Origin of the sequence: Marinobacter sp. BSs20148, assembly GCF_000283275.1 — a bacterium.
GTDB classification, from domain to species: domain Bacteria; phylum Pseudomonadota; class Gammaproteobacteria; order Pseudomonadales; family Oleiphilaceae; genus Marinobacter; species Marinobacter psychrophilus.
The window spans coordinates 215,587-228,997 of record NC_018268.1 but is presented as its reverse complement, the minus strand read 5'-3'; the positions used below and the strand labels follow the sequence as shown (position 1 = coordinate 228,997).

The 13,411-nt window shown below is 56.9% G+C and carries 9 protein-coding genes and 1 riboswitch; all 9 genes read right to left on the bottom strand.

Going from position 1 to position 13,411, the window contains the following annotated elements:
• Positions 1–6 precede the first annotated feature (6 nt).
• The 9 genes from bluB to MRBBS_RS00945 are packed head-to-tail and all read right to left on the bottom strand — an operon-like array spanning position 7 to position 13,017.
• Positions 7–705 (bottom strand): 5,6-dimethylbenzimidazole synthase, encoded by a 699-nt coding sequence (gene bluB / locus MRBBS_RS00985; RefSeq protein ID WP_014869540.1) that lies wholly within the window; start codon positions 703–705, stop codon positions 7–9.
• Positions 702–2,210, bottom strand: coding sequence for a cobyric acid synthase (locus MRBBS_RS00980; RefSeq protein ID WP_014869539.1), 1,509 nt, complete (start codon positions 2,208–2,210; stop codon positions 702–704). The genes bluB and MRBBS_RS00980 overlap by 4 nt, the downstream gene beginning before the upstream one ends.
• A gap of 3 nt (positions 2,211–2,213) precedes the next feature.
• Positions 2,214–2,825 (bottom strand): cob(I)yrinic acid a,c-diamide adenosyltransferase, encoded by a 612-nt coding sequence (gene cobO, locus MRBBS_RS00975; RefSeq protein WP_014869538.1) that lies wholly within the window; start codon positions 2,823–2,825, stop codon positions 2,214–2,216.
• Positions 2,826–2,878: 53 nt separating this feature from the next.
• Complete coding sequence (locus MRBBS_RS00970; protein WP_014869537.1) at positions 2,879–7,081, bottom strand: cobaltochelatase subunit CobN; 4,203 nt, start codon at positions 7,079–7,081, stop codon at positions 2,879–2,881.
• Between the two features lie 12 nt (positions 7,082–7,093).
• Positions 7,094–8,422 carry a cobyrinate a,c-diamide synthase gene (locus tag MRBBS_RS00965; protein WP_014869536.1) on the bottom strand — a complete coding sequence of 443 codons (1,329 nt, stop codon included), beginning with the start codon at positions 8,420–8,422 and terminating at the stop codon, positions 7,094–7,096.
• 25 nt (positions 8,423–8,447) lie between these two features.
• Positions 8,448–9,218: an ABC transporter ATP-binding protein gene (locus MRBBS_RS00960; RefSeq protein ID WP_014869535.1), complete on the bottom strand. Its 771-nt coding sequence runs from the start codon at positions 9,216–9,218 to the stop codon at positions 8,448–8,450.
• Positions 9,218–10,177: a FecCD family ABC transporter permease gene (locus MRBBS_RS00955; protein ID WP_014869534.1), complete on the bottom strand. Its 960-nt coding sequence runs from the start codon at positions 10,175–10,177 to the stop codon at positions 9,218–9,220. Before MRBBS_RS00955 ends, MRBBS_RS00960 begins: the two co-directional genes overlap by 1 nt.
• 30 nt (positions 10,178–10,207) lie before the next feature.
• Positions 10,208–11,152: a cobalamin-binding protein gene (locus MRBBS_RS00950; protein WP_144012675.1), complete on the bottom strand. Its 945-nt coding sequence runs from the start codon at positions 11,150–11,152 to the stop codon at positions 10,208–10,210.
• A 23-nt stretch (positions 11,153–11,175) separates the two neighbouring features.
• Positions 11,176–13,017, bottom strand: a complete 1,842-nt coding sequence (locus MRBBS_RS00945; protein WP_041635416.1) for a TonB-dependent receptor domain-containing protein — start codon at positions 13,015–13,017, stop codon at positions 11,176–11,178.
• Positions 13,018–13,177: 160 nt separating this feature from the next.
• Positions 13,178–13,388: riboswitch (cobalamin riboswitch) on the bottom strand.
• Positions 13,389–13,411: the final 23 nt, after the last annotated feature.

Below are 13,411 nucleotides of genomic sequence, written 5' to 3'. Positions count from 1 at the left end.
CGGGCTTTAAGATTTCAACGCATTCAAGAGCGTTTTATCGTCCACCGGCTGCCCCCAGCGATTGCCGTGCATCAGCTCGGTCAGCGGCAGGCGCGAACGCCAGCCTTTTGCCTGAAGCTCGGGCTGGTCCAGAAACTCGCTGACGTAGCCAAGGCACAAATAAGCCAGCGGATACACGTTATCCGGCAGGTTCAGAATGCCGGCCAGTGTGGTTTGATCCACAATGCTCACCCAGCCGACGCCTATGCCCTCCGCCCGCGCCGCCAGCCATAAGTTCTGTACCGCCAGGCAGGTGCTGAACAGATCCATCTCGACAATAGAACTGCGCCCCAGCACATGGCTGCCGCCACGGCTGCGATCACAGGTAATGCACAGGTTCATGGGGCTTTCGATAATGCCCTGCAGTTTCAGGCTGCGATAAGTTTCCTGCCGCTCACCACTGTAGTTGTTTGCCGCTTTGGCGTTTTCTTCGTGGTAGCTGGCCAACACCTGTTGGCGCACGTCCAGGCTGTCGATCAGGATAAAATCCCAAGGCTGCATAAACCCCACCGACGGCGCATGGTGAGCGGCGTTCAGCAGCCGAGCCAATACTGGACGGGGGATGGGGTCTGGCAAAAACTGGGAGCGCACGTCGCGGCGCTCGAAAATAGCGCGATACAGGCCCGCGCGTTCTTCGTCAGTGAAAGGACGATTGGGATCACTCATGACTGCCTCGTTGGCCCAGCCGTGGTTGTCACTGACTCCAGCCCCAGCAAGTCGCGCAACCAGTACGTATCAAGATGTTGCTCCACCTGATCCGCCAACCGGTCAAGCTGGGCCAGGCGATGTTGCTGATAGTCTATTGCTGCACCTGAGTGGTCCAGCCCGGCCCAATGCAGCAAGGCTTCACAAGCCCCAGGCTCATCAAAAATTCCGTGTACATAGGTACCCGCTACCTGACCGTCGGCACTAATAGCTCCTTCATTTTTGCCGTTCATCCGACCTAATGGGCGCGCCAGAGCCGCGCCTTCGCTCACACCGTTGTGCATTTCGTAACCGCTGAAACCCGCCTCTGTCTGGCCAGAATTCCGGTTTGATAACGTCAGTGTTCCGCAAACGTTTTTCAGCTGTTTACCGGCGACCATGGTGGTCGTCATATCCAGCAGGCCCAAGCCTTCGGTTGTGCCGCTGCTGCCTTCCAGCCCAGCCGGATCATCCACGCGATCACCCAACATCTGAAAACCACCGCAAATACCAAACACCTTGCCGCCGTAGCGCAGGTGTTTTTGGATGGCCTGCGTCCAGCCCTGAGCGTGAAGAAAGGCCATGTCCGTGCGGGTGCTTTTGCTGCCGGGCAGAATAATCAGGTCGGCTGCTGGAATGGCTTGGTCCGGGCCAATAAATTGCAGGTTTACGCCGGGGTGCAGGCGCAGCGGGTCAAAATCGTTGTGGTTACTGATGCGCGGCAGCACCGGCACAATCACATTCAGCGCGCCGGCTTCACTTGTGCCGCTGGTGCCAATGCTGTCTTCGGAATCCACAATCAAGCCGTGAAGATAGGGCAGCACGCCAATGACCGGTTTCCCAGTGCGTTCGGTCAGCCAGTCCAGACCCGGTTCCAGCAGAGCGATATCGCCGCGAAAGCGATTAATGATAAAGCCTTTTGTGCGGTTCTGTTCGCTCGCAGAAACCAACTCCAGGGTTCCTACCAGCTGGGCAAACACACCGCCACGGTCAATATCGCCCACCAACAGCACCGGGCAATCTGCGGCTTCGGCAAAGCCCATATTGGCGATGTCGTTGGCGCGCAGGTTGATTTCAGCAGGGCTGCCAGCGCCTTCAGCGATGATCACGTCATAGCGTTCACTGAGCGCACGCCAGGCGTCCATAACCGCCACCATGGCCTCGGCTTTGTAGGCATGATAGTCCAGCGCGCCCATATTGCCGTGCACCTGGCCGCGCAGAATCACTTGGGCGCCGCAGTCGCTTTGTGGCTTCAATAACACCGGGTTCATATCACTGTGGGGTTCAAGACCACACGCCAGCGCTTGCAATGCTGTCGATCGGCCAATTTCGCCGCCGTCTACGGTCACCGCGCTGTTCAGGGCCATATTTTGCGGTTTGAACGGCGCCACCGACACACCCTGGCGTGCCAGCCAGCGGCAAAGGGCCGCCACCACGGTGGTTTTGCCGGCGTCAGACGTGGTGCCCTGAATCATCAGTGTGACCATAATCTACAACTCAACGCCCTTTTGGGCTTTGATGCCCTGATCTTTGAATGCGTGCTTCACCACGCCCATCTCGGTAACGGTGTCTGCCAGGTCAATCAGTTCCTGCGGCGCATGGCGACCGGTAACCACCACGTGCTGCATCTCGGGCCGGCTTTGCAGATCGTCCAGTACCCGATCCAGGTCCAGATACTCGTACTTCAGCGCAATATTCAATTCATCCAACAGAATCATGTCGTAGCTGTCGTCTTTCAGCATGGTGGCAACAATCTCCCAAGCGGCCGTGGCAGAGGCCACATCCTGTTCCCGGTTTTGAGTTTCCCAGGTGTAGCCCTGCCCCATCACGTGGTAATCCACGTTAGGCAGATTGCGGAAAAAGGCTTCTTCGCCGGTGCTGAAAGCACCTTTGATGAACTGCACCACGCCCACTTTCATGCCGTGGCCCAGGGCGCGGGCAACCATGCCGAAGCCGGAGCTGCTTTTGCCCTTGCCCGGGCCCGTCAGCACCAGCAAGACACCTTGCTCTTTCTGGGCGCGGGCAATGCGTTCGTGCATCATTTTCTGCTTGGCCGCCATACGGCGGGCGTGGCGTTCGGGGTCTTTGGCGCGTTCACGCATGTAATGGTTCCTTCTCAGTTAACGGATGAAATGTCTGGCCCTGGCCAGATTCACTAACGGCAGCCTGAGCGCGTCAGGATCACCGATGTCTGGCAGTCATCGTTCGCCGCACGCACGGACGGATACGCAGCGGTACCCCCCCTGCGGGCAGAACCGAAAGCTTCCCGCTGTTGCGGATCCAGCTGGCCTGCCACCCAATCCATCAACGGATGGTCCGGACGAGTATGACCGCTTCCGGGCAGGCCATGGTTGATAATATTGTTAGCGAAATCACTTAACAGCGGTTTCAGGGTAAAGATATCCACCTCCCAGAAACCACGTTTGGCTGCCAGCAGAGCAATTGCCTGCATGTGCGTCTTGACGTGGACGTTGTGCCCCTCAGCCAGAAAATCATCCAAGCCAAGCCCGTGGCGATCCTGAAAATACACGTCATTAACCTCATCCCAAACGCTTGAGCGAAGCACCTGCGGGCTGGTTATCTGCCAGCCCCAGAGATTATCCAGAAAATCGCTGCCCATGGTGCGGGCACCGGCATAACCATGCTCCATTAACGGTGCCAGCCACTGCGGATTCAAATTGCGGGCGCGAAGTTCAACCTGCAACGCGCGCTGAAGTGAATCGACACGCGGGTTCTTTGGATCCTCGTACTGCAAAACCCGATTTTCCGGCGGTTCACCCCGCAGATGCTCCACTGCATTGGAGAGGCCGCCCTGAAAGTCGAAACCGTCATCGTTATCAAGCAGGCCGTACAAATGGCTTGACCGGCCAAGATAGGTTTTGTCTACGGACAGCAACTGGCGGTCAAACGCCTCGTGCGCCGGCTCACCGTTGCTTTCTTTACCGTAAACATGGCCCATTCGGCGGCGATAGGCATCCCCCAGTTGTTGTCGGCTCTGCCATGCTCCGGTGCGCGTAGCCAGAGTATTAACACCGGCTCCGTAAGCCCCCGGCGCTGTACCAAACACCCGGTAGGCCGCCTGTGTGCCGGCGTCGCGCCCCGACTGCCCAGCCGCCAGCAGAACTCGAACATCGGCAACCCAGCGCGCGGCAACGCCATTGGTTGCAAGCGATTCAATGCCGCGCTTACGCAGGGCAACCGGCAACACCAACAGCGCCTGATCAAGGGCAGGCGCCAAATCCGGGTGGTCGTTAACAATCGTTTTTGCGGCGCCCGCCAGCGCGTAACGAGAGGCAAGGTCCAGCCATTCCAACTTGCTACCGTAAAGGTCCCGGAACAGTCCGGACGTGGTAAAGACCACATTACGCCGCACCGGGTTATCGGTGCCCGGCCCGGCCGGCAGCCGCTCCAGGCCGTTAACAATGCCCCGGCTGTTCCAGACCGGCCGAATACCCATAAGTTTCAGACCAAAAGCGATCATCACGCCTTCGTCGCGCACTGTATCCGAAGCCCAAAGAACCAACGCATCACTTTCATCACGCTGTCGGGTTCCGGTTTTTTCCGCTTCTGCGACCAGTTCCTCAGCCAGCGACCAGGCAACTCGTGTCGGAATCAGGTCGTCAGACAAGGCATGAAAATTTCGCCCGGTGGGCAGAACCTCGGGGGTTCGTAACGGGTCATTGCCTTGCCCTGGTGCCACAAAACGACCATTGAGCGCATTCAGCCAGCTCTTGCGTTCCGCCGCCGGCGAACCGGCCAGCTTCTGGCGCCAGTCGGGGTTTGGTTTACCGGAGTCGCCTGCCATTGAGGTCAGCATGGTATCCAGCATTTCAGGGGTCCAGTCCTGACCAAACACGTGCAGGCCCAGGGGCATGTAATGCTCTTGTATGCTCGTCACATAATGCCCGGCTTCATGCACCAGCAATTCCGGCGACAACTCATCGACCGAGACCTCGGCGGCCGCAAGACCCATTTCATTGGCAATTTCATGTTCGATATCTTCGGCGATATCCAATTCGGCAATTTTCTCCCGAAGCAACGCCAACGCTCGCTCCCGGGTTGGGCTGTTGGGTTCGGTGGCAGACTGCCAGGTCTCCACTAACTGCCTTACTTCAAGCAAATTGTCGTACAGTTCGGTGGCTGCCAGAGGCGGCGTCAGATGGCTGATCATCACGCCCAGCGCTCGGCGCTTCGCCTGTATGCCTTCGCCAACGCCGTCCACAATGTAGGGGTAGATCAGCGGCAGGTCGCCACCCAGAAGATCCGGATAATCGTCCTCGGTCAGGCCCGCACGTCGCCGTGGCAGAAATTCACGAGTGGAATGCCGGCCCACATACACCAACGCATCGGCCTTATAGTGATCCCGCAGCCAATGGTAGAAACCGACGTATTGATGCGTCGGCGGAAAGGTGGTGTTGGCGTGAAGAAGTTCTTCATTCACCTCCCAGCCTCTTGGCGGCTGTGGCCCGATAAAGATGTTGCCGAACCGCAGACCGGGGAAAATCAGGCGATTATTCACCACCATCGACTGCCCTGGCGCCTCACCCCAACCCTTCAGTCCTGGAAGGTCGGTATCGGTCAGTGCCACTCGCAGAGCGTTCAGCTCGTTTTTATGGCCGCCTTCTTTAAGCCGGCGGATCCATAATGTTTCGTAGTCATCAAGACGGGCCAGGGCTGTGGGTCGATTGGGGTGCTTCACATTTTCGATCAAATGCCGAAGGTCCCTCACGCCCCGGTCCAAAATACCTAGGGCCAGGCCCTGTTCCGCAAGTTGATGGGCCTGTTCGAGACGTTCATGAAGATACCCGGTAGGACCATGAACCATTTCCTGCTGCACGACGCCGGGCAGAGACTGCAGATAACCCTGGTAAGTCTCCGCGCTCATCGATGGAACCTCACCCGCCATTTCCTGCAGCGCGCGCGGGTCATCCGGCAAGCTGACGCCACGCTGCTGAATCAGGTCGAGTAAGGCTTCCGGGCTGTCCGGCAGGGTGCCGGTGTTGTAGCCCTCAGCTTGCAACCAGGTCAGCATTTCAAACAGTGAGGCCAGCACGTCCAGATTGTCCGCCCCTACATTCTGGCGCCCAGGGGGATGGTTGTAGTAAAGGATCGCCACCCGCTTGTCAGCGTTCGCTTTGGTTTGCAGCACCTGCCAGCGCTTAAGGCGGTCGGCCAGCGCTTGAACGCGGTTTGGCACCGGCTGTGTCAGCGTGAGTGCAACACCTGTTAGCGTGTCAATCACCTCTGGTTCCGCCGTTGCCAGCACCATAGGCTGACTGACGCCCTGAAGTTCCGGCATAGCCAGCTTGTAGTGCACTTTGTCGGCGGGAATCCCGTCAACGGATAACTGCCACTGATTGCGGGTTCGCGAAGCCAGCCTGAGCCCTTTGACCACCGGGACGTTAAGGCGAATGAGCTCCTGCGTCACCTGCAAGCGGCCCTCGCCACCACCGATGGTAAAATCCTGCAGGCTGACAATGCCCGCCAGCGTCGCCGGCTGAATCGTCGCTTCCAGGGCGCTTAAGGCGTCAAGGCTAGCACCGCCCCAGCGGGAGAGAATAGCGAAGCACTGCAGGTCTCGGGCTTTCAGAGCTGCACACATATCGTTCAGTAAATCCCGGTCGCCAGGCCGATCACCGCTATCAAGATCGAGAATCGCCACCACAGGACCGTCTGCCAGCTCTAATCGGGAAGCGTCAGCGTTGGCTTCACCGTTCTGATAGTAGCGGATGCTGGCACGGGGTTCGGGCTTTTCATAATCCATATCATGACCCGCACGGGCCAACAGCCAACGCATCAGACCATCAAGGTGCTGTGGCGTTCTGCCCTGATAGAAGGCCCTGCCCTCCAGCCAGGCGGCCTGGTCCGGAAATACCGCCTGCCGGTCTGCCAGGTCATCACTGGCGTCAACACCCGCTGCTGGCGCAGCCACCAGCATTCTGAGCCCGGCATCATCCAGCGACGCCAATGGCTGGCGACCATTAATCTGCGATAGCCGAGAGATACGCCAATCACTGTTGATACCCAACACGGGCATCTGCCTTGCGGGGTCATCCGCAACTACTTGTTCTATTAACGTTGCAAGACGGTTGACCTGGTCGCCAAATACCGCCGACAGCACCAGTGCATCTGCGCTCTCAAGCAGCTCAAGCACGTGTTGGTCGCTCTGGATGGCAAGCTGTTCCGGGGTTCGTAACACCACTTGGTGATCAGGGTTTCGATCCAGAAAGCGATGGGCGCCTGCGGCCATTTCCGCAGCTGAACGCTCCGAAACAATACCCATAACAATGGCAGCCAACAGCGGCGGAGCCCAAATTGACATCGTCAGGGCGATCAAAAAGGTCTTCAAGTATCGCATCAGCGGAAATCCTCATGCATGAGTTTTCTCCGAGGCGCTAGGAAACCTCAATGGCTGACCGCGAAAAACAGCAGCCACTAATGCGGGTGCCGATGGGAAATAACCGTGGAAGTAGCTACCAACCAGGCCCTTTTCGCAAAATACAGCTTCGCTGCCGGTACCCACTTGTTTGTAGGTATGGGCGGCAGGCTTCCAGGAGGTTTCAAGGGTAGACCGGTGATAGGTGTGGCCCCGCAGTTCGCCTTCCTGTGCCGTCAGGCTGTGCATGCCCAAACCCTGTAAGCGCTTGGCCATGGCCGCGCGGCCCGGAATTAATCCAAGCAGCGAATGCACAACCCCTTCCTTGTCTGCCAGCTCTTCCGCACACGCCATAAAGCCACCACATTCGGCCAGTATCGGCTTGCCTGCGTGGTAAAAAGCACGAATGGAATCCATCATCGCGGTGTTATTTGCCAAGGTACTGCCATGCAGCTCGGGATAGCCACCGGGAAGCCAGAGGGCGTCTGCAAGCGGTAACTGCGCATCGACCAAGGGTGAGAAGTAACGCAGCTCTGCTCCCATCGCTTCCAGCAGTTCTGTGTTTGCGCGATAGATAAAACTGAAAGCCAGATCGCGGGCAATGGCAATGCGCACACCTGCCAGCAAGGCCTCTGGTTTTGAGCGCTCTGATGCAGCGATGGCCACCGCTTTTGGCAACACATCGAGGCCCGCAGCTTTGAGCACTTCGGCCGCCTGATCAAGCTGTTGATCCAAACCTTCCAGCTCTGCCGCCTGCACCAGACCCAGATTCCGGTCCGGAATGCTCATGGCGTCATCCCGTGAAATAGCGCCCAGCAGGCTGATGCCATCCGGCAAGCGTTCTTTCAGCATGGCGCCATGGCGCGGGCTGCCAACTTTGTTGGCAATAACCTGGTACACAGACAGCTCGGGGTCAAAGCTTGCCAGCCCCAGCACCAGGGCACCGAAGGTTTGCGCCATGCCGCTGGCGTCAATCACCGGCAGGGCCGGAATGCCCAGCAGCTTGGCCAGATCGGCGCTGGACGGGGTGCCATCAAACAAACCCATGGCGCCTTCAATTAAAATAAGATCGGCATCTTGCGCGGCTTCTGCCACCCGCCAGCGGCACTCATCTTCACCGGTCATCCACGGATGAAGCTGGTACACCGGCTGGCCGGATGCTACTTCCAGCACCATCGGGTCAAGGTAGTCAGGGCCATGCTTGAACACCCGCACTTTGCGACCAGCGTTGCGATGCAGGCGCGCCAAGGCGGCGGTCACCAGGGATTTACCCTGCCCGGACGCAGGTGCGGTTATCATTACTGCCGGTACGGTTATGGTCATTGATCAGCCAGATTCAGAGTGTTGATTAAAAACTAACGGGTACAAATACGGGCGCACCATCTGCTTCTACGGTGATTAATTTCTGGTTGTAGAGCCGTTCAAGCGCTGCTGGCTCCAGCATGTTTTTAGCGGGCCCCCAGCAGGCATCGCCGTTGGTATAGAGCAAAAGTGCGTGAGTGCACCAGCGTGCCGCCAGATTCAGATCGTGCAGGCACATGAACACCGTTTTGCCAGCACCCGCCTGATCGCGCAACAGGTTCATCACTTTCACCTGATGGTGCAGGTCCAGGTGATTTGTGGGTTCGTCCAACAGCAGGATATCGGGGTTCTGGGTCATCAGTGTGGCGATAGCAACGCGCTGTCGCTCACCACCCGACAGGGTATTGAGCAGGCGATCTGACAGCTGGTTCACATCCAGCGTGGTCAAAGCCTGCTCCGCACGGCGCAGATCTTCACCCTGCTCACTGTCCCAGGGCGACAGCCAGGGGTGGCGGCCAATCAGCGCGGTTTCCAGCACGGTCGCCGGAAAACTGTCTTGGCGCTCCTGAAACACCAGGCCCAGTTGCCGGGCTATGTCGCGGCGTTTCAGTGCGGTGAGCGGCCTGCTGTTCAGCTGCACCTGGCCACTGCGGGCGGGCAGTAATCCGGCCAATGTGTGCAATAACGTGGTTTTACCGGCGCCGTTCGGGCCAAGTACGCCCCAGATCTGACCGGGCTCTATGCTCATGTTCAAAGCAAAACCATCGGGGCGGCCAGGTACGTTGATGACCAGATCACGGGTGTTCAGCGTGCTCATCAGCGGCTCCGGTGCAGCAGGTACAGGAACGTGGGCACGCCTAATAAGGCGGTTATCACCCCAACGGGCAACTGTTCGGGCGCAATCATGGTGCGTGCAAGGGTGTCTGCCAATACCAGCAAGGTACCGCCAGCCAGTGCGCTGGCAGGAAGGATGATGCGCTGGTCGTTGCCCAGAATCAGTCGCAGCATGTGGGGCACAATCAAACCCACAAATCCGATACTGCCTGCGGTGGTGACCGCTGTTGCTGTCAACAAACTGGCCAGAACGTAAATTGTCCACTCCAGCGGTCGCACCGACACGCCCAGCGCCGCCGCCTGCATGGGGCCCCGTGCCAGCACATTCAGGTTACGGGCCAGGGGCATAATCAACACCACCGCCACCGCCAGCACCACCACCGCCGGCCAGGGCGAGCGGGCGTAGGACACATCGCCCATCAGCCAATACAACATACCGGGCAGTTTGTAGGAAGGGGTAATGGCCAACATGAGGGTAATCATTGCGCCCCAGCCGGCCGCGACGACAACACCAGTCAGCAACAGGCGTGACGGTGTCCAGCTGCCGGTGCCGTGGGCAAGGCCAAACACCAACACGGTTGCCAGCATGGCGCCAGCAAAGGCCGAGCCCGATATTATCAACGTGCCCATTCCCATCAGCATGGCCAGTAGTGCGCCAACCGCCGCGCCGCCTGAAAGCCCAAGCACGTAAGGATCTGCCAACGGGTTACGCAGCAACACTTGCATCAGGGCGCCCGCCACTGCCAAGAGCCCACCCGTACCAAACGCCGCAAGCGTGCGCGGCAAGCGCAAATCCAGCAACAGGGTTCGGTGCAGCGTGCTGCCTTCGCCCTGAATAACCTGCCATAAATCCCCAGGCGACACCGTCACACTACCCAGCGCCAGCGCCAGCGCCATGGATGCCAGAGCCAAAACGCCAAGGCTGAGCAAAGAGCGGGTCATTGATTCAGAACCTGAGCGTTGACCTCTGGCTTACAAATTTTCACGAGCACTTTCCATCTTGTCGCGGGCTCTTGCCAAATTCTCACGGGCAATTGTCAACTTCCCACACACCGATTGAATAGCATCAAGCAATCTTGGCGTAGGCCGTGAAATAGGCGACGCAGGCACGAAAAACAGATTGTTTTTTTCCACCGCGGTCAGCCCCGCGTATTTCTTCCATTCATCCAGTTGGTCGTCGCTAACACCGTCAACGCTGCCGGTAAGAATGGCATCGGGGTCCGCCTGCAACACAACTTCCGCACTGATTCTGGGTATCAGCCGCTGCATATCGCCAAACACATTCACACCGCCGCACAACTTCAGCACTTTGCCAATCAGGTGCTCATTATTGACGGTCATTAACGGTTTTTCCCACACTTGATAAAACACCGGTATGGGTTCAACGCCTGCATACTGCTGTGTTAAAGCAGCAATGCCAACACGGAAGCGTTCGGCCTCGTCAAAACCTTCCGGCTCGGTGCCCGCAAGCGTGGCAAGCCGTTCGATAACACTGGAAACCCCCGCAAAGGTGCGGGGTTCTATAGCAAAAGTGGACACGCCCAACTCTTGAAGCAGCTCAACCTGTGCTGGCGGGTTGCCCGTTACCCAGGTCACCACCAGATCAGGATTAAGCGCCATCAAGGCTTCCATGTCGACACGGGTGTGGCTGCCGATCAGTGGGAGTTCAAGGGCGGCTGGGGGATAGTCACTGTAGTTGACTACGGCCATCACTTTGTCACCGGCGCCGGCTGCGTACATCAGCTCTGTAGCGCCGGGGGACAAGGTGATAACTCGCTGTGCCGGGGCTGCTAGACAAAGCTTTTTCCCGGTGTCGTCCACAGCGCAACGCTGTATCTCGCTGGCTGATATCGGATGCGCCAAGAATGCTGTCAAAAGCCCTAAGGCAAACCTGAAATTCAGCCCGCGAAAAGCCACGCTTTTACTCCTGCATTTAAGACTTATTGGATGTCGTAACGAACCGACAGCATGGCTGTGCGGCCTGCCGAGACGTAGTTCTTCGCTGTGGAATACTCTTTGTCAAACACGTTGGCAACGGTCACGCGGCTGCTCCAGTTCGGAGCAAAATTCCACTTGGCACGCAGATCGAGAGTAGCAAAACCGGGCAACCGATTTTTATTTTTGGTGTCGTCATAACGATCACCTTCCGCAATTACGGAACCGCCGACCACAAAACTACTGATTGTCTTGTCCAAATCAACTCGCGCAGTCCTAGTTGTCAATCGTCTTAACTGATTACCGGTTTCACGATCTTCCGGGTTCATATAAGTGAGACCAAGCGATGTTCGCCAACCATCAAGCTCATAACCGCCACCAAACTCAGCTCCACGGATTCGGGCTTCGCTAACATTGACTTTTGTATTGATCGTCCCGATTTTGTCAGTAATGATGAGATCTTCAATGTCCATCTGATAAACCGCCAGATCCCAGAACCATACCCGGTAGTTTCCTCTAATGCCTAATTCGTAGCTTTCTGACTCTTCCGGCTTTACATTGGAATTACCTTGGTACTCATATCCACTGGGAAACTTTATATACGGAATGTACAAATCATTAAAAGTTGGTGCTCGAAACGCTGTACCATAGCTAGCGCGAACACGGTGCGATTGATCAAATTTGTAACCCAGCGCTAAACCACCGGTTTCATTAGTTCCATAGGCTTCATTATCGTCGCTGCGAAGACTCAGCTGAGTATCAAGTGGGCCAAAGTTCAAGCGTAGCTGGCTAAAAACGGCCGTATTAGTTCTACTGGTTTCAGTAAAATCTTCAGTGCTTTCAACTTCATCTTGCTGCAACTCTGCACCAACAACCAGTTCGTGAACACTGTAGGAAAAAGTGTTTTCCCATCTAGCCTGTCGCAAACGCGTGTCATAATAATAACTCTCACCACTGCTCGATAATGTTTTCTCGTCATCTTGTGACTCTGAAAACTGAATCCCGGTTTGCCAATAATCACTCAGCGGAGCAACCAAGCCTAGGCCAACAGTCCGAATTGTGTAGTCCGTATTGCCGCCTTCGTATTCAGTGTTTCCTTCAGACTGCAGCAATATTGCGCTGGCCTCACCCCCGTTTTCTAGTTCATGTACAACCCGGCCCAACCCGGCAGTTTGGCGGAAGCCTTTTTCTTGGTCTTGTTCCAGATTTTTAATATTCTTACGAACTGCTGTGCCGTCGGTCTCCTTGTGCAAACCACTCAGACTGAAACGCGTGCTCCCAGCGGATCCGGAGACTCCCGCACTCGCTTTTTGAGTATCAAAGTTACCCGCACCGGCCTCAACCCAGCCGCGCTCACCCTGTTTCGGATCCAACGTAAAAGCCTGAATCACACCACCCATAGCATCTGCGCCGTACAGCGAACTTCTGGGCCCACGAACGATTTCCACTCGTTGAATAAGCTCTGTCGGAAAAAACTGCCAAGGGGCCCCTCCGCTGGTCGCTGAGTGCAGCTTAATGCCATCAACTAGAAAAACCGTGCCGGCACTCTGAACGCCGCGAATATTGACGTTCGTTGTCTTGCCAAAAGAACCATTTCCCGTCACGTTAATACCCGGCTGGCCTCGCAGAAGATCGGAAACATCAGCAGGCGCTTTTGAGCGGATTTCTTCTTCGTCAATCACCGTGAAGGAAGCCAGGCTTTCACCCACAGTTTTAGGGCCAAGCGTAGCGGTAACAACAATCGGATCAAGAGTCGCGCCAGTAGATTCTTGGGCAACCGCAATTGAAAGAGGACTTAATGCAAAAGGCGCCAGCAGACTGCTGGCAACAAAGCGAAAAACTTTCATAAAATGCACTCAAAGCCACACCACGCGCACCCGCATGGCTGATTTTATGGTGCTACAAAGGAAAGCGAAAGCCGTCCGCAAGCAAAGCGGGCGCCTTCCAAAAGGTGGGGAAATGCCGTGAAACAGGATCGGTGTTTACCCACCGCAACTGCCCTCCGCAGCGTTCGGTGTGTTGACAGGCCGGTCTCCGGACTTGTGAGCTGTATTACTGAACGGCGCAAGCCTTCCCATGCGTTCGCACAGTGGCACCTTTCTTAGCCGTTCACTCACTTACCGTTGCGGGGGCAGTGCCGGACTTTAACCGGCTTCCCGTTTCACTGTTGTCGCGATGATGATAGCGCTCGAACAACACCTGAAAACGAACGCAAGGCTAACAATGCGTTAATGTCTGGTC

Coding starts and splice junctions, on each gene's coding strand:
- MRBBS_RS00960 (WP_014869535.1), bottom strand. CDS start 9,218: ATGAGCACGCTGAACACCCGTGATCTGGTCATCAACGTACCTGGCCGC.
- MRBBS_RS00945 (WP_041635416.1), bottom strand. CDS start 13,017: ATGAAAGTTTTTCGCTTTGTTGCCAGCAGTCTGCTGGCGCCTTTTGCA.
- MRBBS_RS00980 (WP_014869539.1), bottom strand. CDS start 2,210: ATGGTCACACTGATGATTCAGGGCACCACGTCTGACGCCGGCAAAACC.
- MRBBS_RS00970 (WP_014869537.1), bottom strand. CDS start 7,081: ATGCGATACTTGAAGACCTTTTTGATCGCCCTGACGATGTCAATTTGG.
- bluB (WP_014869540.1), bottom strand. CDS start 705: ATGAGTGATCCCAATCGTCCTTTCACTGACGAAGAACGCGCGGGCCTG.
- cobO (WP_014869538.1), bottom strand. CDS start 2,825: ATGCGTGAACGCGCCAAAGACCCCGAACGCCACGCCCGCCGTATGGCG.
- MRBBS_RS00965 (WP_014869536.1), bottom strand. CDS start 8,422: ATGACCATAACCGTACCGGCAGTAATGATAACCGCACCTGCGTCCGGG.
- MRBBS_RS00955 (WP_014869534.1), bottom strand. CDS start 10,177: ATGACCCGCTCTTTGCTCAGCCTTGGCGTTTTGGCTCTGGCATCCATG.